A 22,230-nucleotide genomic window follows, 5' to 3' on the forward strand; every position below is an offset into this window, starting at 1 on the left:
CTGGTGATTGTGTTGGAGAAACGGCCACAGCCGTCCAAGATGTGGTCTTATGCGACCCCGCTGGTGGCGGTCATTGCCACGATGGTGTTCGGCGGCGTTTTGTTCGCCCTACTGGGCAAGAACCCGGTTGAAGCGATTGGTACAATCTTCTGGGAGCCTCTGTTTGGCGAGTTCGCCTTCTATTACCGCCCCCAATTGCTTGTAAAAGGCGCGCCTTTGGTACTGATCGCAATTGGCCTGTCACTTGGGTTTCGGGCTGGCATCTGGAATATCGGGGCCGAGGGCCAGTATATCATGGGCGCGATTTTCGGCGCGGCGGCGGGTCTGGCCTTTTATCCGCTTGAGGCGTGGTTCATCTTTCCGATCATGGTCATGGCCGGTGCGCTCGGCGGCTGGATTTGGGCGACAATTCCAGCGGTTTTGAAGGTTCGGTTTGGCACCAACGAAATCCTTGTCTCGCTGATGCTGGTCTATGTGGCCGAGCAGATGCTGGCCTCGGTTTCGCTGGGCTTGCTGAAGAACCCCGAAGGGTTCGGCTTTCCCGGCTCGCGCAACCTGCAACAGTATGAAAGCGCTTACAATGCTGAGTTGATCGCGGGATCAGGGATGCATTGGGGTGTCGTAACGGCACTGATTGCAGTGATCTTTGCCTATGTGCTGCTAAACCGTCACATGCTGGGCTTTCACATACGTTTAACCGGCGAGGCCCCGAGGGCGGCAAGGTTTGCGGGTGTAAATCCGGCGCGGCTGGTCCTGTTCTGTCTGGGCCTGTCGGGTGCTTTGGCCGGGCTGGCGGGGATGTTCGAGGTTTCGGGGCCATCCGGCGTGGTCAGCATCGATTTTAACGTCGGCTATGGCTTCACGGCCATTATCGTGGCTTTCCTTGGCCGCTTGCATCCGGTGGGCATCCTGTTGGCGGGTGGCCTGATGGCGTTGACCTATATCGGCGGCGAAATCGCGCAATCTCAGCTGGGCCTGCCCGCCGCCGCCATTCAGGTGTTTCAGGGGATGTTGTTGTTCTTCCTGCTGGCCTTCGACCTTTTGACCAATTACCGCATCCGTGCGGCCCGTAGCGAGGTGGCGTGATATGGATCTTGGTGAAATCAATCCCGTCCTATTGATCGCCTCGCTGATGGTGGCGGCAACACCGCTGCTGCTGGCTGCCATCGGAGAGTTGGTCGTCGAAAAAGCCGGCGTTCTGAACCTGGGTGTCGAGGGAATGATGATCGTGGGCGCGATCAGCGGCTTTGCGATTTCGGTCGAGACCGGCTCGCCCTGGCTGGGCTTCATTGCCGCAGCAATTGGTGGTGCGGTGCTGTCGCTGTTGTTTGTGCTGCTGACGCAAGTGGCGCTGGCCAATCAGGTGGCGAGCGGTCTGGCGCTGACACTGTTCGGGCTGGGGTTCAGTGCGCTGATGGGGCAAGGCTATGTGGGCATCAAACCGCCCGATATGGCCGATATCCATATTCCGGTGATCAGTGATATCCCGGTGATCGGCCCCATCCTGTTTCAACACGACCCGATCTTGTATCTGGGCATCGCGCTGACGGCCGCCGTCTGGGCCACGCTGAAATACACCCGCGTCGGATTGATCCTGCGCGCTGTGGGCGAAAACCACGATGCGGCGCATGCGTTGGGCTACAAAGTCATCAAGATCCGCATCCTGGCGATCCTGTTCGGCGGCGCCTGTGCAGGTCTGGGCGGGGCCTATATCAGCCTGATCCGTGTGCCTCAGTGGACCGAGGGCATGACCGCCGGTGTGGGCTGGATCGCGCTGGCGCTGGTCGTGTTTGCCAGCTGGAAACCCTGGCGGGCCCTGCTGGGTGCCTATTTGTTTGGCGGGATCACGGTATTGCAACTGAATCTGCAGGCCGCAGGCGTTGCCATTCCGGTCGAGTATCTGGCAATGTCGCCCTATATCATCACAATCCTTGTGCTTGTGATCCTTTCGGCTGACAAGAGCAGCGCACCTGCCTCACTGGGCCGAACCTTCCATGCCTCACACTAGGGGCCAAATGAACCAACTTGGGGAGTAACACATGAAATTCACCACTCTATTGGCAAGCGCCGCCATGGCGCTTGGTCTGGCGACAAGCGCCATGGCCGAAGACAAAACAAAGGTCGGCTTTGTCTATGTCGGCCCCGTGGGCGACGGCGGCTGGACCTATGAACATGACAAGGGCCGTCTGGCCGTTGAAGAGCATTTCGGCGACAAGGTCGAAACCGTGTTTGTTGAATCGGTGCCCGAGGGGCCCGACGCTGAACGCGTGATGACCCAAATGGCGCTCGACGGCGCGGATCTGATCTTTACCACGTCGTTCGGTTATATGGACCCGACAATCAATGTCGCCAAGAAGTTCCCGAATGTGAAATTCGAACACGCAACCGGATACAAGACCGCCGACAACGTTTCGGTCTATTCCGCCCGTTTCTATGAGGGTCGCGCCGTTCAAGGGCATATCGCGGGCAAGATGACCGAGTCCAACATCATCGGCTATATCGGCTCTTACCCGATCCCCGAAGTGATCCGTGGCATCAACTCGGCCTATCTGCACGCCAAGGCCGTCAACCCGGATGTCGAATTCAAGATCGTCTGGGCCTATACTTGGTTTGATCCGGCAAAAGAGGCGGATGCGGCCACCGTTCTGATCGAACAGGGCGCGGACGTTATCCTGCAGCATACCGATTCGACCGCGCCGCAAGCTGCTGCGCAAGAGGCGGGCAATGTTGTGACCTTTGGCCAAGCCTCGGACATGAGCGAGTACGCACCCTTCCCGCGCGTCTCCTCGATCATTGACAACTGGGCACCCTACTACATCGCCCGCACGCAGGCCGTCATGGACGGATCGTGGGAGACGGTGAACACCTGGGACGGTATCCGCGAAGGCATGGTTGAAATCGGCGAGATCTCGGACCGCGTACCTGCGGATGTCAAAGAAGAGGCGCTGGCCATGAAAGCGGCCATGGCCGCGGGCGAATACCATCCCTTTACCGGACCGATCAACAAACAGGACGGAAGCGTTTGGCTGGCCGAGGGCGAAGTGGCGGATGACGGCACCCTGGCCGGTATGAACTTCTATGTAGAAGGCCTTGAGGGCGAAATTCCTCAGTAAGCCGATCATCAAACGAGATCAGGCCCGCTGTGATCGGCGGGCCTTTTTTGTTTGGACATCTATCATCTGTTTGACACTGCCTTGCGCAAGCTGGCCCACCTTCAACATGTATTGATGAGTGCGAGCCTGCCCAAAACGTTTCAAAGAAACATCGCGCCCAATGGCCTTTGCGCGCTGAAGAGATTGCTCGAGTTTCCTCGTCAGATGTTTCCTCGCAATTGTTTCGCCAATAGATTTCCGACAAGCGTTTCGTTAGCTTCAACTGTGTATAGGAGCAGAAATGGCGCGACGGCTAGCAGCGATACTAATGGCAGACGTGGTCGAATATTCGCGTCTGATGCGAGAGGATGAGACCGGCACTCTGGCAGCGTTGCAGCAGTTTTGGGCTGAAATTTTTGATCCGATCGTCGCTGAGCGAAGGGGACGGATCGTAAAGAAAATGGGCGACGGTGCGCTCTTGGAGTTTTCCAGTGTGGTTGATGCCGTCGAGGCGGCGCTCAAGATACAACGGCGAAACATCGAGGTGAATGGTAAGATCCGACTTCGGATCGGCGTCAATCTTGGTGACATCATAATCGATGATGATGACATTTTTGGTGACGGCGTGAACGTAGCTGCCCGTCTCGAAGCTTTGGCCGAGCCCGACGGAATTTGCATATCGTTGCTGGTGCACGAAAGTGTGGGAAACAGGGTCGAAGCGATTTTCGTCGATGCCGGTGAGCACAACATAAAGGGGCTGGAGCGCCCAATCCGGGTTTTTCGCTGGCCTGAAAAAGGAGCGGTACAGGCAAAGCAGGATAAGCCATCTATCGCGATCTTACCGTTCGAGAACCTGTCGAGTGACCCGGATGACGAATACTTTTCCCAGGGTGTTGCGGATGACATCGCTACCGACTTGTCCAAAATTTCTGGTCTCTTTGTCGTGGCCCGTAACGCGACCCGAGAATACAAAAACCGATCCCAATCCGTTGGGGAAGCAGCGGTTGAACTGGGCGTTCGCTACATTCTTCAAGGAACTGTTCGTAGGGGAAGCGGTCGCGTGCGTGTGAACGCCAGTCTGATCGATACAGACAATTCAATCCAACTTTGGGCTGACCGTTTTGACGGCGATTTGGCGGAAGTCTTTGAGTTTCAAGATCGTATCGCCGAAAGCATTGTTGCCACTTTGGCCGTCACTCTTACTCAGGCAGAGCAAGATCGTGCGTTCCGGAAAGAGGTCAAAAGCTTGAAGGCTTACGACTATGTGTTGCAAGGCAATGCTTTTCATGCGCGCAGCACCAAGATCGACAACGCCAAAGCGATGGAACACTATTCCCGCGCCATCGAACTGGATCCCGAATACGCACCAGCACATGCAGGACTCGCATGGGCCTTGGTGCACGACGCCAACCAACGGTGGGGGTATGATCCCGAGGCCTCGCTTGATCTGGCTTTGAAGCATGCAAAACGTGCGGTGCAGTTAGACGTCAGCCTTGGCAAGGCTCATATGGTTCTTGGGGATGTTTATTGCTGGACAAAACGGCACTCGCTTGCGGTCGCAGAAGGGCGAAAAGCTGTCGAATTGGAACCCAGCAACGCCGACGCTCATTTTGCGTTGGGTTACTATCTCATAGCGGCCGGCGCGAGCGAAGAAGCCGTTAGAGAAGCGCAACTCGCTTTGCGATATAACCCGGTATTTGCCATGGGTTTCTATTACGAAGTGTTGGGAACGGCACTATACCTCACCAAGAGCTACGACGCTGCTATCGCGGCGCTTGAAGAGGGACTGGGAAAATATCCGGATCATGACGGGTTGCACCAGCTATTATCAGCCACCTACGCGAAGCTAGATGTTTTGGACGCAGCTCGTATGCATTCGCAAGAGTATCTTAGACTGAGACCAGAAGACTCACTTACGAAAATCTCTGAACGGCTTCCTTACAAAAACAAGAGTGACCTGGAACATCTCATAGACGGTTTGCGTCTGGCTGGCTTTCCAGAATGATCTTATCTGACCCTTGTGGCACCGAAAACAGGGTCGAAAACCGACAAGCAGAGCCCGCATCACATCATTGTCGAGACCTGTTGGTGAACCTCAATGATGTTGCCTTCGGGGTCTTGAAAGAACACCTGATGCCATTCCTTGGAAAACGTCGTGCCGTAGTCGGAATAGGGGATGCCCTTTTCGTCAAGCATCTTGAGGAACCCTTTTAGATCATCGGTGCGAAAGGCGATGTGGCCGCGTTCAACGGGGTTGATGACGTGTCCGTTCTTGAAGGCTACACCAAAATCGCGCTCGGCTAGGTGCATCTGCATATGGCCATCGGTGGCAAACTGGATGTTGCCGTCATAGCCCTTATCTTCATTGGCCTCGGATCGTGGGAAATTCTGCTGTGGGATGTTATCAAGACCTAACACATTGGTATAGAAGTCGTGCAAGCGGTCCACATCATCGGCCACAAAGTTTATGTGGTGAAATTCAAGTTTCATATTCGGGCAACTTGGATAGGGCCGATTTCAAAGCGTCTCCCCACCCGTCCGAGATTGTTCGGAAATAGGGGTCGTCGGCCTCAAACCGGGATTTCTCACCAGCTTCAAAACTGTCTTCGGTGTAAAGCAGCAAGTCCAACGGGGCACCAACCGACAGATTGGCTTTGATCGTCGAATCAAAACTGACCAGCAACAGTTTCACCGTTTCGGGAAAGCTCATATTAGGGTCGTAGGCGCGCACCAGTATGGGGCGGCCATATTTGGTCTCGCCGATCTGAAAGAACGGTGTATCGTCGCCTGCTTCGATGAAGTTTCCTTCGGGATAGATCAAGAAAAGACGCGATTCCCCGCCTTTGATCTGACCACCCAGAATAAGTGTCGCATGGAAGGCGCTGTCAGCCTCTTGGCCCGACCGCCCGTGTTGTTCGATGACGTCGTTCAGTGTTTCGGCGACAATTTGCGCGACTTGGAACATCGTTGGCGCTTCAAGGATCGAAGGGGACCGATCTGCCGGGGCTTTGGTACGCTCCTCCAGCAGGCTGATGGTTGCTTGCGTCGTCGCCAGATTGCCTGCGGTCAAAATGGTGATCGCCCGTTCGCCCTCGACCGTCCAATTGAACATTTTGTTGAAGGTAGAGACGTTGTCGACCCCCGCATTCGTGCGCGTATCGGACATGAACACCAATCCGCGCTTCAAACGCATCCCCACTGCGTAGGTCATCTAAGTCTCCGTCACTGCTGTGCAACTTGCAACTGAACACTCAGTTGCTCGGCCGCATGCCCAAGCCTGCTGCCTACTACCGGGGCCGCCTGCATATAGTCCAGCCCTGTCGCAACGCGCACATAGCGATTGTCGGGCGATATGCCGTTCGAGACGTCGAACCCGACCCAGCCCAGCCCGTCCAGATGAACCTCGGCCCAGGCGTGGGTGGCATCCTGAAGCTCGGTCTCGTTCATCATCAGATAGCCCGAAACATAGCGTGCAGGCAGCCCCATGTGACGGGCACAGGCGATGAAGATGTGGGTATGGTCCTGGCAGACGCCGCACCCAGCTTCGATGGCGTCCTCGGCGCTCCAGTCCGGGCTCGAACTGCCGATCTTGTAGGTCACCGCCTGCCGGATTGCCTCGGAAAGCGCGTGCATCTGCTCCAAGGGTTCGAGCTTGGGCAGCGAGCGGACCAGTTCCATACAGCCCCGACCCGGCTTGGTCTGTGTGGTGCCGCGTTGAAACAGCCATAGGGGCGTTGATCCTTCGTGACGTCCCAGAACACCATGAGTATCCTCGACCTCGACCACGCCTTCCGAGATCAACACAACAGTCTGCGTGTTGGGTTCAAAGCTGATCAATTCAACCGTGTTGCGGTGATAGTCTTCAAAGCTCAGCTCTTTTCGACCGCCTTCGATCTCGGTGGTCCAGTTGATGATCTGCTGATTGCGAAAGGATTTCGGCGTCTTTCTCAGCTGCTGCAGCCCAAACGGCACCGGCGCGTCAAAATCATATCGGGTTTCATGTTTGATCCGTAGTTTCATGGCTTACTCATAGAACCGATAGTCAATTTCGATCTGCCGACTTAACTGGTTGAGATCCCTCAGAAAGTCCTCGATATATTCATGCAAGCCAGCCTCAAAAATGTTCGCGATGCTTCTGTCGAGATACGTGTCGAATAATGTATTCGATGCTTCGCAAGAAGACCCGGCGAAACCATAGTCCTTTTTCAGATAGGCCAGGTTTTCCTGAATCTTGCGGCAACAGAAATGCAGGCTTCGCGGCATACGCTGATCGAGGATCAGAAACTGCGCGATATCGGAGGGCGTTGTCTTTTGTCCATGGGTAATGCGGTAACCGCCACCCGCGCCCACCGAGCGCAGAATGCTCTCCCATTGGATATTGTCCAACGATGAGCCAACCGAAAACGCGGTGGGCAGCAGGACATAGTACTTTACGTCCAAGATCCGGCCCGTATTGTCCGCGCGTTCGACAAAGGTGCCGATGCGGGTGAAATCGAACATGTCATTGCGCAGCATGGTGCCCAGGTTCGCACCGCGCACCAAAGCCGCCTGATGGCGGATCATTTCCAGCACGCCAGGCAAATCGCGTTCACTGACACGGCGTTTCATGGTGGCATCGACCCGCATCCAGGTGGCGTTTACCGCGCTCCAGACATCATGGGTCAGCGCTGTCCGTACAAGTCGCGCATTGTCGCGCGCCTGTTTGATCACCGACCGGATTGACGAGGTGTTTTCCATGTCCCGCAACACCCAATCGATGGCGTTGTCTTTGGTGACCTCATTATATTTGCTCAGATATCCGTCCAGCACGCCCGTCGTCTTCAACACCGAAGCCCATTCCTCGACCGAGTTATGGGTTCGGGTCAAAGCCATTCGCTGACCAGTTTCCAACAGCCTTGCGGAGTTTTCTGCGCGTTCCAGATATCGCGCCATCCAGAACAATCCGCCTGCGGTTTTTCCCAACATGGCCTAGTCCTCCAGAACCCAGGTGTCTTTGGTTCCGCCACCTTGGCTGGAATTCACAACCAGAGAGCCTTTCTTCAGCGCCACACGCGTCAGGCCACCCGGCGTGATTTTTACACCTTCTGGTGACACCAGCACAAAGGGCCGCAAGTCCACGTGGCGCGGGGCAAGCCCGGAACGGGCGAAAATCGGAACGGTAGACAGGGACAAGGTCGGCTGTGCGATGTAATTCCCCGGGCGCGCTTTCAGCTTGGCCCGGAAGGCCGCAATTTCCTTTTTGCTGGCGGTGGGTCCGATCAACATCCCGTACCCGCCCGATCCGTGCACCTCTTTCACCACGAGGTCAGAAAGGTTGTCCAAGACGTAAGCCAAAGAGTCCGGATCGCTACAGCGCCAGGTCGGGACGTTCTGCAACAATGGCTTTTCGCCGGTATAGAACTCCACGATTTCAGGCATGTAGGAATAGATAGCCTTGTCATCGGCGATCCCCGTCCCCGGCGCGTTTGCTATCGTGATGCCTCCGGCGCGATAGACGTCCATGATACCGGGCACACCCAGCGCACTGCTGGGATCAAAATTCAACGGATCAAGGAAGTCGTCATCCACCCGGCGATAGAGCACGTCAATCGGTTTGTAGCCCCGCGTGGTTCGCATACAAACGCGACCATCCACCACGCGCAGGTCATGACCTTCAACAAGTTCAACGGCCATCTGATCGGCAAGAAACGCGTGTTCGTAATAGGCCGAATTGTATATGCCCGGCGTCAATACAGCCACGGTTGGTTCACCTTCGGCGCACGCCGGTGCGCAAGCCGCAAGCGACCGCCGCAGGTTGCGCGGGTAATCCGAGACGTTCCGCACATTGGTCGCGCTGAACAGTTCGGGGAACATCTTGAGCATGGTTTCCCGGTTTTCCAGCATATAGCTGACACCGGAGGGCGTGCGCGCATTGTCTTCCAGCACGAAGAACTCGTCAGGCCCGGTCCGCACCAAATCGATCCCAACGATATGCGTGTAGACCTGACCCGGAGGGGCAACACCCAGCATCTGAGGTAGAAACGCCTCGTTGGACGCAATCATTTCGGCCGGAACACGCCCTGCCCGCACAATCTCTTGCCGATGATAGATGTCATAGAGGAAGGCGTTGATCGCCCGCACCCGCTGTTCGATACCGCGTTCCAGGCGTTGCCATTCCCGGCCCGAGATCACGCGTGGAACGATGTCGAAGGGAATTAATCGTTCTTCGGCTTCGGCCTTGCCATAAACGTTAAAGGTAATACCCGTAAGTCGGAAAACCTCTTCCGCTTCGCGCTGTTTCGCCCGCAGCCGCGAGGCATCTTCCGCATTGAACCACCGACCGATTTCTTCGTAGGGCCCCCGAAGCGTCCCCTTGCCGGTGAACATCTCATCAAAATATTCACTCATAGAGTCAGTTTGACGAACGCACCGAGGTTTGCAAGAGGGACAATCTTAGGAAAGTCGCTACCTTGGGCGACGTGACTATTTTTCGGGCACCGCCCAAAACCAAGGGGACCGGCCATTCAGCACGCTGCCATAAGCCGGTACACGATCTGAGCAGCGGTGAAATCCCAAGCGGCGTCGCCATTCGGGGCCAGTTCGACCACATCGAACCCAACACAATGCCGCCCCTGCAACGCGTTCTCAACCAAATGCAGCGCCTGATAGAACGACAATCCGCCGGGGACAGGCGTGCCGGTTGCGGGCATCTGGCTGGGGTCCAGACCGTCAACATCAAAACTGACATAGACCTTTTGCGGGAAATCCTTGGGCAGCATGACCGAGTGGATATTGCCGGTCACCAGCTCTTCGGCGTCCACGTGAAAGACGTTGTTCGCGATACGGCTTTCCGCCTCTTGCGGGCAGAGCGCACGGACACCGAATTGTGCAAGGCGTATGCCTTGCTGGCTGAGCAGGTGCATGACCGAGGCATGGGAATGTACCTCACCCTGATACGCAATCCGCAGGTCTGCATGAGCGTCTATCTGCACGATGCCGATAGGTTCATCCAAAGCCCGCGCGACGCCTGAAACGGCGCCATAGCTCAGCGAATGCTCACCACCCAAAGCCACCGGGATTTGGCCGGCTCTAACAACGGCTTCGGTTTTGGCCGCGATACGCTCCATGACCTCGGGCAAAGGTCCGTCGCAGGCGACGGCGTCACGAGTGAATATGCCCGCAGCACAAGGTTCAATCCCCTTGCACAAACGCTCCAGTTCGTTCGACGCTTCAATGATGGCCGATGGCCCCGCCTGGGTGCCAGACCCATATGACACGGTGCGCTCCAACGGCACTGGAATGACGTGAAAGCGAGCGCTTTGCTGTCGTTCGCTTTCAGACAATTCGCTGTCTAGAAAAATGCTCATGATAGCCGGTCCTTGAAGTCGTCATAGCCGAACTGCCTAACGATTTTCAGTTCATCCGTTTCGCTGTTCCACAGCGCAATCGTCGGCAATGGTACGCCGTTGAACGTATTGGTCTTGACCATCGAATAATGCGCCTGATCAAGGAAAGCAAAGCGTTGGCCGATTTCCAGCGGCCTGTTCCACGTGTAGTCCCCGATCACGTCGCCCGCCAGACAGGACGGCCCTCCCAGACGGTACGTATGGCCTGCTTTGGCCTCATCCATCAGCGCAGGGCGGTAAGGTGCTTCGATCACATCGGGCATATGACAGGTGGCCGAGATATCAGTAATGGCGAGTTTCATGCCATTCTGGGGCAGGTCGAGGATTTCACCCACCAGAATACCTGCGTCCAGCGCCACGGCTTCGCCGGGTTCGAGATAGACATCGACACCATAGGTTTCTCGGATGGATAGGATAAAGGCGACCAACCCATCCCGATCATAATCATCGCGGGTGATGTGATGGCCGCCACCAAAGTTCAGCCATTCCAGCTGGCCCAGATAAGGTTTGAGCTTGGGTTCCACCGCTTCCCATGTGCGCTGCAAAGGTGTGAAGCCCTGTTCGCAGAGCGTGTGCATATGCAGCCCATCCACATCTTGCAGAATCTCCGGGGTCAATTGGCTGACCGGGGTGCCCAAGCGCGAGCACGGGGCACAGGGGTCGTATTTTGGGATTTCACCCTCGGAGTGTTCAGGGTTGATGCGCAGCCCAACCTGAACACTTGCGGCCTGTGCTTTGGCCCGAAAACGGTCCTTTTGCGCTGGAGAGTTGAAGATCACGTGGTCAGAGAGCGACAGGATTTCGTCAATATCGCCGTCTTTGTACCCCGCGCAAAACGTAGCGACCTCGCCGCCATATTCCTCGCGGCCCAGACGCGCCTCATAGATACCGCTGGCACAGGTGCCGCCCAGGTGTTGACGCACCAGCGGGGCCAGCGCGAACATGGAAAACGCCTTGAGCGCGCTGAGGACATGCGCGCCGGAACGGTTGCCGATATCGGCCAGTGTCATCAAATTATGCTCAACCGCCTTTTCGTCGACCACGAAACAAGGGGATGGGACGCGAGCAAGGTCGAATTCGCGGAAGGCGCCGGCGTCACCGGCTTGGGTGGTCATCATGTCGGACATGTCAGGCGTCTCCGCTGCTTGGAGAAGCCGGGGGGGCGCTGCCCCCCGGACCCCCCGAGGTATTTTTGAACAGAAGAAGTTCCGGAGTTAGAAATCGACGGGACCGTCGAGCTCATGAACCTGCCAGGGCAAACCGTGGGCGTTGAGCATGTCCATGAAATCATCAGGGTCGAGCTGTTCCATGTTCCACACGCCGGGATCACGCCAATTGCCTTTCAGCACCTGCGCCGCGCCGATCATGGCGGGAACACCGGTAGTATAGCTGACGGCCTGGCTGCCGACTTCGGCAAAACATTCTTCGTGATCGCAGATATTGTAGATATAGAAGGTCTTTTCGCCCGAGCCGTCCTTGGCCTGACCCGTGGCGATATCGCCTATGCAGGCTTTGCCTTTGGTTTCGGCCCCCAGATCGCCGGGATCGGGCAGCAGGGTTTTCAGAAACTGGATCGGGATGATTTCCTTGCCGTCATGCATGACCGGGTCGATCCGGGTCATGCCGACATTTTGCAGCACCTTGGCATGGGTGATGTAGGCGTCGCCGAATGTCATCCAGAACCGGGCGCGCTCGATCTCGGGGAAGTGGGTCGAAAGCGATTCCAACTCCTCGTGATACATCAGGTACATGTTCTTGGGACCGATGGCGGGGAAGTCGAATTCGACCTTGTGGGTCATTGCCGGGCTGTGGTGCCATTTGCCCCCTTCCCAGTGGCGCACCTCGGCCAGCACTTCGCGCAGGTTGATCTCGGGGTTGAAATTGGTGGCAAATTCCTGATCGTTCGAGCCGCCATTGGCGTCCAGCACATCGATCTGGCGGATTGTCTCAAGCTTGTGTTTCTTGAGCCATTTGGCGAAGACGGATGTAACCCCGGGATCAAAGCCGGAGCCCAAAATGGCCGTCAGACCAAGCTCTTCGAATTTTTCCTGATAAGCCCATTGCCAGTGGTATTCGAACTTGGCCTCGTCTTCGGGCTCGTAGTTCGCGGTGTCCAGATAGTGACACCCGGCCTCAAGGCAGGCGTCCATCAGCACCAGATCCTGATAGGGCAGCGCCAGGTTCACAAGGATCTCGGCCCCGGTTTTGCGGATCAGCGCCACCGTATCTTCGACCTTATAGGCATCCAGTTCAGCGGTTGCGATATCGACGCCGACACGTTCCTTGACCGATTTGGCAATCGCGTCGCATTTCGATTTGGTGCGGCTGGTCAAGGTGATTTCGGTAAAGATGTCCGAATTCATCGCCATCTTGTGCACGGCAGCGTGGCTGACGCCGCCGGCCCCTACGACAAGTGTCTTTCCCATAATCTTCTCCTTACCGAGATCATTCAAAATAGGTATAGCCATTCATCGAGTCGCGATACGCCCCGATCAGAGTTTTCCGTTCATTGGCCTGGATCGCACCCGCCGAGATGGCTTCATCCACGATTTTGCGGAAGGCGGCGACGCAATCGGCTGGGTCATATTCGACATAGGACAGGACCTGAGCGATGGTGTCGCCCTCTTGTTCGTGCAGCAGGTCGAACTTGCCATCCGGGCGCAGGTCGATTGTCACCACATTCGTGTCGCCAAACAGGTTGTGCAGATCACCAAGGGTTTCCTGATAGGCCCCCACAAAGAACACGCCCAGGTAATAGGGCTGATCTTCGGGCAGTGAGTGCACCGGAAGAGACGGCGCGATATCCCCGGCCAGTATGAACTGATCCATTTTTCCATCACTGTCACAGGTGATATCGGACAGCACCGCGCGCCTGTCTGGCGTTTGGTTCAGCATCTGCAACGGCACAATCGGGTGCAGTTGATCGATGGCCCAGACATCCGGGAGAGACTGAAAGACCGAAAAGTTGCAGTGGTAGACATCAGCGATTTTTTGCAGTTCGCGGTCCAGCTCGGCGTTTTGCGGGTTACCCTGCGCGATATCCTTGATCCGGGCCATCAGGTTCAGATAGATGCGTTCGGCTCGGGCCATTTGACGGATATCGACATAGCCGCGCCGGAACAGGGCGCGCAACTCGTCCCGATAAAACCGGGCGTCGTTCCAGCATTCTTGCGCCCGATCTTCAACCAGATAGCCCGATACGGCAGCAAGGTCCGAAACCAGATGGTGATCATCGGGTTCGACCGAAGGTGCATCTGGCGCATCGTAAAGCGTGCTTTCCAGAACGTCGAAGATCAGCATCGACGAGGTCGCCGAGACCGCCCGCCCGCTTTCGGTGACCAGAACAGGGTGATCGATCCCGGCCTCGTCCATCGCGTAAGCCACGGTTTCCACGATATTGGCGCAGTATTCAGCCACCGAATAGTTGATCGAATTCTCGGTTGCGCGTTGCTCACCAGTGTAGTCCACACCCAAACCACCCCCAAGGTCCAGATGGGTCAGTGGTACACCGTCGCTGGTCAGCTCGGTGAAATAGCGGCAGGCCTCGGTGACCGCGCGGCGCACATCGTTGACGTCGGGAACCTGGCTGCCCAGATGCGAATGCTGGAGCTTGAGGCAGTGCAACAGGTTTGCACCGCGCAGACGGTCGACGACGCGCAGCAGTTGATCGGTGTTCATGCCGAACGCAGACCGATCCCCCGAACTGCTTTGCCACTTGCCGCTGATCTGGTTGGTCAGCTTGACCCGAACGCCCAAGAGCGGATCGATGTTCAGCTCTTGCGCCACTTCGACCACAATCTCGGCCTCTTTGGGGCTTTCCAGGACGATGACCGTATTGAACCCCAACCGACGCGACAGGACTGCCAAACGCACGAATTCGGCATCTTTCACCCCGTTGCACACGATCAGCGCGTCCTTGGCCAAACGGTGTGCCAAGGCGATCACCAATTCGGGTTTTGACCCGGCTTCCAACCCATAATCATACTGCCGCCCGAAGGCGACAATCCGGTCAACCACCTGTGCTTGCTGGTTTACCTTGATCGGGAAGACGCCGCGATACGGGGCCTTGTAATTCGACTTTGCGATTGCTGCGGCGAAGCTTTCGTTCAGATGACGGATTTCAGCCTCAAGAAAGCTTTTGACCCGCAGAACCATCGGGCTGGCAATGCCGCGCTGTCGCAAGTCGTCCAGAATACCGGGCAGACTGATCGGCGCCGCCTGAGGGTGCGCCGGGTCCTTCAGCGCCACATCCCCATTGGGCAGTACAGACAGCAGATCTTTGCCCCAACGGTCGATACCGTAAACAGAGTCGGAAACGGGCTGTTCAGCAGACATGGGAACATACCTTTTTCAGTATTTAGGTGAGGATAGAGGTTTCGACGCGACAGAGGAATAGCGCGGTTCTAGGCGGGCTCTATCTGTCCAGCATTCAGAAGATGATGCCACATCATCAACGTACTCCAATACCCAAAGGCGGCCCAGAATCGTACGACCCGCACGCGCATCGTATCTGATTTTCGCAGGCAAAAATCAACATGTGAAACTCGGCACAAAGCGCGGTCACTGCATTAGGGTGCTTGTGCGCCGAGCCCATGGTTCCCTATGTTACGTTGAACCGGCTTACGCAGCCCGCGAACACTTGGGTCCACGGGATGATTGCGTAGGACTGACGCAGACCCGTCGGCCAAAACGGGTCCTCATGCACAAGCTTTTCGATCTCGGCTTGAGAATCGGCTTCCAAGATCCACAGGCCGTCGCGGCCTTTGTTTTCGGGGTCGGCCAATGGTCCCGCTGCCTCGACCTTGCCCTTGTTCTGTTCCAGAAAGGCCAGGTGCCGGGACATATGAGTTTTGCGGATGTTCGGGTCAGAGTCAGGGTTATCCTCGAAAAGTATGAAGTATTTCATAGCTCATTTCCTTGGTTTGGTGCGCACAATGCATCGCACGGCAAACTTGAAGATTGAGGTGCAAATTTTGCCGACCTAATCTGCATTTATGCAGCCTCATGATTGGAACGATCTCAAATACGCCCTGGCCCTCTTTCGTACGGGAAAACTGAGAGAGGCGAGCCGATTGCTGGGCGTAAGCGAAACAACCGTATCCAGAAGGATCAAGGCGCTTGAACTCAGTCTGGGTACCTCTCTTTTTCTACGCAGCCCACAAGGTCGCTATGAACCCACAGATAGCGCACTGGCGATCCTGCCTCGGGCAGAGGCCATTGAGCGCGAAAACTTGGCCTTGAGCGAAAGCATCGGACAAAAGCCGCATCAGATCGTTGGGCAAGTACGCGTCAGTTCGGTGCCTTTGATCGTCAATCGTTTTCTGGTGCCCAAGCTTCGGCCGTTCTTGCAAACCCATCCCCTCTTGACGGTCGAACTGGTTCCGACGTCAGAGAACCTTGATCTCTCAAAGCGCGAAGCCGATCTTGCGGTCCGCCTTAGGCGTCCTTCAAGCGGGGGGTTGCGCACAAAGGCTCAGAAATTGGGTGCGCTGACATTTGGGGTCTATGCGGCAAGTTCGTACCCCGCTGAGCATGCCGATACACAATGCTGGATCACCTATGATGATGTTCATGCCGAACTCCCACAGGCGCGCTGGCTCGAAGACTTTGTCCGGGGTCTAGAAAGGAAGCGATCGAACCTGAGGGTTGCGGATGCGGAAACGGCGCTAGAAGCTGTGGCCAATGGTCTGGGCACATCACTTCTTCCGGACGCGGTCGCTGCGCATGACCCAAGATTGAAACGCCTTTCCGGTGACAAACTGACAAACCTTCCGACGCGTGAAGTTTGGCTGTTGTCTCATATCGATCAGTCTTCGCGCAGATCGGTTGTTGCCGTCAAAGAATGGTTGGCAAACCTTCCCTGGGTTTGAACAATTTACCAGGCAAGTCGCATAGACTTGGTTTTTGCCCATCCGAAGTACAATCAAAATCGCTGGCGCGCGCGTCACGTTGTGCTTGCGCGCTGCGCATATAAGCCGAGACGACCCAAAGATGGGCTTGTTTTGTCACCTGAAAGTGGCTGTAATAACCCAATAGTTGAATTTGTATTTGATAGGGTTGCCCATGATTGATGCTGTTGAACATCTTTTCACAGTTGCACCGTTTGCCGCCCTTTTTGTGACGATCGCCTTAGGGTTCTTGGTTGGAAAGCTAACAATTGGCCGCTTTGTCCTGGGTGGGATCGCAGGCACTTTGTTGGTCGGTGTTGTCATAGGGCAGTTTGGCGTCGAACTGGATGCCAGCGTCAAAACCGTTTTCTTTGCCCTGTTTATCTATGCGGTTGGATATCAGGGCGGGCCTCAATTCGCCCATGCGTTGAACTTGCGGTCGTTGAACCAGCTTGCTTCGGCATTTGTCATGTGTGTTGCGGGTCTGGCCTGTGTGATCATTGCCGCTTTGGTCTTCAATCTTGACCGGGGAACCGCTGCGGGGCTGGCAGCAGGAGGTCTAACGCAGTCAGCGATCATCGGAACGGCGGGGGGCGCCATTTCGAAACTGGATGTCTCGGCCGATCTGATGCGCGAGATGGAGACCAATGTCGCGGTTGGATATGCGGTGACGTATATCTTCGGCTCGCTTGGCCCAATTCTGATCGCAACATGGTTCATACCCATGATTATGAAATGGGATATTCGCGCCGAGGCTATCAAGCTGGCGGAGCAGATGTCCGGAGGGCGCACGGTTTTGGGACCCGGACAGTTCAATGCGGTCCGGGACGTAGTGACACGGTTCTTCGAGGTCAGCTCTTCAGCCTCGGTCGTTGGTAAGTCGAGGTCTGACGCCGATGGAATGATCGGTGATGCTGCGATTGAGGCAATCATTCGAGATGGAAAAGCTTTAGATCTGACAGATGCGCTTGAGATCGCCGCAGGAGATGTCATTGCGGTTTCGGGCCCTACGGCTTTGGTTCAGAAAAGTGCTCCGTCGATTGGCGAAGAGGTGATTGCACCTGCGGGTTTCGAACTGGTTCAGGAAGGCCGAGAGATCGTTTTGTCCAATCGCGCTTTGGTCGGCAAAGAGCTGCGCCAGTTGCACGACGAAATCGGGGCAGACATCCGTCATGGCGTGTTTCTGACCAGCGCGAAACGACTGGGTCACGATCTTCATATCGCGCCGAAACTGGAACTACGGCGCGGCGACGAGTTGCATTTCACGGGTGCGCCCAAGGATCTCGACCGGATCGAAAAACTGGTCGGGTACAAGATTTCGGCTGCTGCCGTGACCGATTTTGTGTTTTTCGGCCTGGGGCTGGTGATCGGCTTTTTGCTGGGTTTGATCGAATTCAAGATAGGTGGCGTGCCCGTCAGCATCGGAACCGGCGGCGGCTGCCTGCTGTCCGGCCTGTTCTTTGGCTGGCTACACAGCACGCATAAACGCTTTGCGGCTTTGCCCGTTGGGGCTTCGAATTTCCTGAGGGATTTCGGGCTGGCTGTCTTTGTCGGCGTCGTTGGAATTTCAGCTGGACCGCAAGCCCTGACCACGCTCAAAGAGTCGGGGCTGACGCTGTTCTTTCTGGGCGTCTTCGTTACAATCGTGCCGCAGATCGTGGTCTTTTTCTTTTCCTATTACGTCTTGCGCATCCAGAACCCGATTGAAGCTTTGGGCTGCCTTGTCGGTGGACGCAGCGCAAACCCGGGTTTTGCGGCGCTTCTGTCCAAAGCCGGAAACGCTACACCTGTTGTGTCCTTCACGGTGACCTATGCGGTTGCAAACGTCTTTCTGACACTTTGGGGGCCGATCATTATCGGCGTCGTCACAACGAACCCGACACCATAACTCGGAGACAATCCATGAGTGATATCGATACTGCCAAGTTAGCCGCGCTCAGCCCGTTCGAGCTGAAGGACAAGCTGATCGAGATTGCCAGCTCCGACGCGGAACGGATGATGTTGAATGCGGGTCGTGGCAACCCGAATTTTCTGGCCACGCTACCCCGTCATGCCTTTCTCAAGATGGGAGAGTTCGCGTTACAGGAGGCTGAAAGGTCTTACTCCTATCTGAACAGTGGCTTTGGGGGATTGCCGGAAACTGACGGCATCGTCGGTCGGTTCGAAGCCTTTGCAAACACGCATAACGATGACAAGGGCATTGGCTTCATTCGGGCGGCCATAGCTTATGTCAAAGACCAGTTGGGATTGGACCGGGCCGCGTTTCTGTCTGAGGCCGTGGGGGCGTTCTTGGGTTCAAACTATCCAGTGCCACCGCGCATGCTGCGCCATGCCGAAGAGATAACCAAAGCCTATATTGCCCAGGAAATGTTTGGAAAGATGCCGCGGCGCGGTGACTTTTCGCTGTTTGCGACCGAGGGCGGTACCGCGGCGATGACCTATATTTTCCAGACGCTCAGCGTGAATGCATTGGTCAAGCCGGGGGACAAGGTTGCGTTGGCAACCCCCATCTTCTCGCCTTATCTGGAAATCCCACCGCTTCCTGGGCTGGACCTTGAAGTGGTCGATATCCGTATGGATGAGGAAGACGACTGGCAGCTTCCTCAAAGCGAGATCGACAAGCTCAAAGACCCGTTGATCAAGGTTTTCTGTGTGGTTAATCCCAGCAACCCGCCCTCGGCCAAACTGTCTGACGCATCACTTGCGAAAATCGCGAAGCTGGTCGATACCGAACGCAAAGACCTGATCATCGTCACCGATGACGTCTACGGCACTTTCGCGGATGATTTTGTCTCGCTCTTTGCAAGCTGCCCGCGCAATACGCTGTGCGTCTATTCCTTCTCGAAGTATTTTGGTGCAACGGGATGGCGATTGGGTGTCATCGGGCTGCACGAAGACAATGCGCTGGACGACGCGCTGGCGGCGCTGCCAGAAGAAACCAAACAAATACTCGATCGCCGTTATTCATCTCTGACCACCGAGCCACGCGCGATCAGGTTCATCGACCGTCTGGTGGCAGACAGCCGCGCCGTTGCGTTGAACCACACCTCTGGACTGTCACTGCCGCAGCAGTTGCAGATGACCTTGTTTGCGCTGAACGGGCTGATGGATATCAACGGCGATTACAAGGCGGCGGCAAAACGACTGGTCCGGCATCGGTTTGATACGCTTTATGCCCATATGGGTATTTCGCTGGTCCGCACGGAAAACGATATCGCCTATTATTCCCTAATCGACCTGAAAAAGCTTGCTTCAAACCTTTATGGCGATGGGTTTTCCAAGTGGTTCGAAGACAACGACAAGGCGACTGATTTTCTGTTCCGTCTGGCCAAGGAAACGGGGGTGGTGCTGTTACCGGGCAAAGGATTTGAGGTCTTGGACCCCTCGGCGCGTGTGTCGCTGGCGAACCTGACGGAACATGACTATGCGAGCATAGGCAGATTCACGCGCCAGGTCCTGGACGAATATTTCGCAGAGTTCCAAAAAGGCTGAGGGTAGCGCCGACCAGAGGCCGGCCCAGAAAGCAGTTGGCGAATTCGCTTACAACTGTTCGACTTTGACCGAGTCGGACGGATAGAAAGCGAGGTACCCTTTGATTTCCGATACCGCATCTGAAGGGTCTTCATAGCTCCACGCAGCGTTTTCGGTCACCGAGGATTTGTTGACAATCGAATAATGTGTCGCCGTCCCCTTGGTCGAGCACTGGCTTGTCTTGTCGGTCTGGTCCAAAAAGGCCATCGCGATATCAACGCGTGGGAAATAGATTACCGGGTCGTGATCACCTTCAAGCAATTCCAGCGCGTGCAGCGTTTCCCCCAAGATAGCGCCGCCCGAGCGAACACTCCACTTACCGGTGGCTTTGCGTATTGTGATCTTATCGGTCATATTCCGTTGTCCTTTGTATTTCAGCGCTGTTCCTGTGCCTGCCAGATGTAACAACTTGGTGTCAAATCGGGGCAGTTGCGGCATCCAACCACAGTTGCGCAGCCTCACCCACCCGATGGCGCGTCTTTTGCGCGACTTCAAGGTGATAGGCGTTCAACCATTCACGTTCGGCCCCGGTCAGCATATCGACGTTGATCAAGCGCCGGTCAATAGGGACATAGGTCAGGGTCCGCCAGCGCAGCATGGCCCTTTCGGCATCGCCTTGGGGCAAATTGGGTGCGTTTTCGACGACCACAAGGTTTTCAATCCGAATACCAAAGGCACCCTCGCGGTAGTATCCCGGCTCGTTCGACAGGATCATTCCCGGCTCGAGCGGGACATGGCTGACCCGCGATAGCCGTTGGGGCCCTTCATGGACGCTAAGATACGCCCCAACTCCATGACCCAAACCATGGTTAAAGTCCTGCCCTGCCTGCCAAAGCGGCACCCTGGCTACACACTCGATATCGCGCCCGGCCAGACCAACCGGCCAGCGCAGCATCGACATCGCGATCATACCTTTCAAGACGCGCGTGAAACAGGCTTTCTCTTCATCACCCACCTCTCCGATCGCGATGGTCCGGGTGATGTCGGTTGTTCCGTCCAAATACTGCCCGCCACTGTCGAGCACTAGAAGATCGCCGTTTTCCAGCACAGAATCCGTCTCTTCGCTGACGCGGTAATGAATGATAGCGCCGTTGGGCCCCGTTCCCGAGATCGTGTCGAAAGAGATGTCCTGCAAAGCGTTGTCGCGGCGCCGGCTTTCTTCGAGACGGGTCACCACTTGTGTCTCAGTCACGCTGCCCGGGGTCTGCGCATCCAGCCAACAGAGCAGTTCGATCACGGCAGCTGCATCGCGCAAATGGGCCTGCGCGCTGCCCTCAATCTCGGCCGCGTTCTTGCAGGCCTTGGGCAAGGCACAGGGGTCGCTGCCTTTCACCAAATTGTCGCCCAATCGGTCGGCGACGATTTGAGGTACGGTTCCAGGATCCACTTGGATCTTGCCTTGAAGGCCCTCAAGCGCAGACAGAAACGCGGCCGGCTCGTGCTGCGTGACCTGCGGGCCCAAATGCTCGTCCAGCCCCGCAAGCTTGACCGCGGACATGAACAGATCCACCCGCCCGTCACAGTGAAGAATGGCAAAGCCGTGGGCCACGGGATTATAGTCTATGTCCGAGCCCCTGATGTTCAGCAGCCACATAATGGAATCCGGCAAAGTGATCACCGCCGCCGCGTGCCCGTCTTTGTCCAAAACCTGCGCCAAACGCTTGATTTTGCTTGCGGCCTCTTCGCCTGCAAATTCGATCGGATGGGGTTTCACCGGGTTCATGGGCGGTTCCGGCTGATCCTCCCAGATGCGATCCACGAGGTTTTCGCTGCGCACCAGCTCGATCCCGGTCCCTTTCAACTGCGCCTGCGTCTCGGTGATTTGACCCAACGAATGCAGCCAAGGGTCAAAGCCCACCTTACCTCCGTTTGGCAATTGCTCTTTCAACCAGGCGCTCAGGCTGACATCCGGCCAAGGAACAGGCGTGTAGTCTGCCGCCACCTGAGCCTTCACCTGTGTGCGATATCGCCCATCGACAAATACCCCTGCGATATTTCGCAGTGCGACACAGAACCCAGCCGATCCCGTGAAGCCGGTCAACCAGGCCAGACGCTCATCACGCGGAGCCACATATTCGCCCTGATGCGCGTCCGAACGCGGGATCAGAAACCCATCCAACCCATCGCGTTCCAATTCTCCGCGCAAAGCCGCAAGCCGGGGCGGCCCCTGCTCTGGTCGCGCGGTCACTTCGAATGATTGGAACATGGCAGGCCTCGTTTTCAGCGGTTCACGAGAACCTGATGGGCAAACCCCCAAATGTCCAGAAGCAGTTCCCCTGAGCACTTTCAACGGAGCATGAAATAGTCGCGCCGACGCGCAATGCTCGCGATCAA

The 22,230-nt window shown here is 56.3% G+C and carries 19 protein-coding genes; 7 read left to right on the forward strand and 12 right to left on the reverse strand.

Features of this window, described 5'->3' with window-relative positions; genetic code table 11:
* The first annotated feature begins 3 nt into the window (after window positions 1–3).
* The 4 genes from GOW40_RS17100 (at window position 4) to GOW40_RS17115 (ending at window position 5,097) form a co-directional block, all read left to right on the forward strand.
* Complete coding sequence (locus tag GOW40_RS17100) at window positions 4–1,086, forward strand: ABC transporter permease (protein ID WP_171102566.1); 1,083 nt, start codon at window positions 4–6, stop codon at window positions 1,084–1,086.
* A 1-nt stretch (window position 1,087) separates the two neighbouring features.
* Window positions 1,088–2,008 carry an ABC transporter permease gene (locus GOW40_RS17105; protein WP_171133090.1) on the forward strand — a complete coding sequence of 307 codons (921 nt, stop codon included), beginning with the start codon at window positions 1,088–1,090 and terminating at the stop codon, window positions 2,006–2,008.
* 31 nt (window positions 2,009–2,039) lie between these two features.
* Window positions 2,040–3,113, forward strand: coding sequence for a BMP family ABC transporter substrate-binding protein (locus GOW40_RS17110; protein WP_171102570.1), 1,074 nt, complete (start codon window positions 2,040–2,042; stop codon window positions 3,111–3,113).
* Window positions 3,114–3,420: 307 nt separating this feature from the next.
* Complete coding sequence (locus tag GOW40_RS17115; RefSeq protein ID WP_256367870.1) at window positions 3,421–5,097, forward strand: adenylate/guanylate cyclase domain-containing protein; 1,677 nt, start codon at window positions 3,421–3,423, stop codon at window positions 5,095–5,097.
* 59 nt (window positions 5,098–5,156) lie between these two features.
* Here GOW40_RS17115 and GOW40_RS17120 read toward each other — a convergent pair whose 3' ends face one another.
* From GOW40_RS17120 to GOW40_RS17165, 10 genes are all read right to left on the reverse strand, one after another.
* Window positions 5,157–5,582, reverse strand: coding sequence for a VOC family protein (locus GOW40_RS17120; RefSeq protein WP_171133092.1), 426 nt, complete (start codon window positions 5,580–5,582; stop codon window positions 5,157–5,159).
* Window positions 5,572–6,303 carry a proteasome-type protease gene (locus tag GOW40_RS17125; protein WP_171102576.1) on the reverse strand — a complete coding sequence of 244 codons (732 nt, stop codon included), beginning with the start codon at window positions 6,301–6,303 and terminating at the stop codon, window positions 5,572–5,574. The genes GOW40_RS17120 and GOW40_RS17125 overlap by 11 nt, the downstream gene beginning before the upstream one ends.
* An 11-nt stretch (window positions 6,304–6,314) precedes the next feature.
* On the reverse strand, window positions 6,315–7,112 hold the full coding sequence (locus GOW40_RS17130) for a transglutaminase family protein (RefSeq protein ID WP_171133093.1): 798 nt from the start codon (window positions 7,110–7,112) through the stop codon (window positions 6,315–6,317).
* Window positions 7,113–7,115: 3 nt separating this feature from the next.
* Complete coding sequence (locus GOW40_RS17135) at window positions 7,116–8,057, reverse strand: alpha-E domain-containing protein (RefSeq protein ID WP_171231098.1); 942 nt, start codon at window positions 8,055–8,057, stop codon at window positions 7,116–7,118.
* A 3-nt stretch (window positions 8,058–8,060) separates the two neighbouring features.
* Complete coding sequence (locus GOW40_RS17140; protein WP_171133094.1) at window positions 8,061–9,479, reverse strand: circularly permuted type 2 ATP-grasp protein; 1,419 nt, start codon at window positions 9,477–9,479, stop codon at window positions 8,061–8,063.
* Window positions 9,480–9,595: 116 nt separating this feature from the next.
* Entirely contained in the window at window positions 9,596–10,438 is an 843-nt protein-coding gene (gene speB / locus GOW40_RS17145; protein WP_171231099.1) for an agmatinase, read from the reverse strand.
* Window positions 10,435–11,604 carry a carboxynorspermidine decarboxylase gene (gene nspC / locus GOW40_RS17150; RefSeq protein ID WP_171133096.1) on the reverse strand — a complete coding sequence of 390 codons (1,170 nt, stop codon included), beginning with the start codon at window positions 11,602–11,604 and terminating at the stop codon, window positions 10,435–10,437. The genes speB and nspC overlap by 4 nt, the downstream gene beginning before the upstream one ends.
* Window positions 11,605–11,691: 87 nt before the next feature.
* Window positions 11,692–12,903 carry a saccharopine dehydrogenase family protein gene (locus GOW40_RS17155; protein ID WP_171133097.1) on the reverse strand — a complete coding sequence of 404 codons (1,212 nt, stop codon included), beginning with the start codon at window positions 12,901–12,903 and terminating at the stop codon, window positions 11,692–11,694.
* Between the two features lie 19 nt (window positions 12,904–12,922).
* A complete protein-coding gene (speA, locus tag GOW40_RS17160; protein ID WP_171133098.1) occupies window positions 12,923–14,812 on the reverse strand; it encodes a biosynthetic arginine decarboxylase in 1,890 nt (629 codons plus the stop codon).
* Between the two features lie 265 nt (window positions 14,813–15,077).
* Window positions 15,078–15,383, reverse strand: coding sequence for a YciI family protein (locus GOW40_RS17165; protein ID WP_171231100.1), 306 nt, complete (start codon window positions 15,381–15,383; stop codon window positions 15,078–15,080).
* Between the two features lie 88 nt (window positions 15,384–15,471).
* On the opposite strand from GOW40_RS17165, the gene GOW40_RS17170 reads away from it, so the two are divergent.
* From GOW40_RS17170 to GOW40_RS17180, 3 genes are all read left to right on the forward strand, one after another.
* The gene (locus GOW40_RS17170; RefSeq protein WP_171133100.1) at window positions 15,472–16,347 is read left to right on the forward strand and encodes a LysR family transcriptional regulator; all 876 of its coding nucleotides are present in this window, start codon (window positions 15,472–15,474) and stop codon (window positions 16,345–16,347) included.
* A 193-nt stretch (window positions 16,348–16,540) separates the two neighbouring features.
* On the forward strand, window positions 16,541–18,253 hold the full coding sequence (aspT, locus tag GOW40_RS17175; RefSeq protein ID WP_174840402.1) for an aspartate-alanine antiporter: 1,713 nt from the start codon (window positions 16,541–16,543) through the stop codon (window positions 18,251–18,253).
* A gap of 14 nt (window positions 18,254–18,267) precedes the next feature.
* Complete coding sequence (locus GOW40_RS17180; protein WP_171133101.1) at window positions 18,268–19,857, forward strand: bifunctional aspartate transaminase/aspartate 4-decarboxylase; 1,590 nt, start codon at window positions 18,268–18,270, stop codon at window positions 19,855–19,857.
* 48 nt (window positions 19,858–19,905) lie between these two features.
* Here the strand turns inward: GOW40_RS17180 and GOW40_RS17185 are convergent, their stop codons facing one another.
* On the reverse strand, window positions 19,906–20,250 hold the full coding sequence (locus GOW40_RS17185; protein ID WP_171102599.1) for a DUF427 domain-containing protein: 345 nt from the start codon (window positions 20,248–20,250) through the stop codon (window positions 19,906–19,908).
* Window positions 20,251–20,311: 61 nt separating this feature from the next.
* On the reverse strand, window positions 20,312–22,102 hold the full coding sequence (locus GOW40_RS17190) for an aminopeptidase P family protein (RefSeq protein WP_171133102.1): 1,791 nt from the start codon (window positions 22,100–22,102) through the stop codon (window positions 20,312–20,314).
* Between the last annotated feature and the right edge of the window lie 128 nt (window positions 22,103–22,230).

This window comes from Ruegeria sp. HKCCA6707 (assembly GCF_013033515.1).
In the GTDB taxonomy this organism is placed as follows: Bacteria; Pseudomonadota; Alphaproteobacteria; order Rhodobacterales; family Rhodobacteraceae; genus Ruegeria.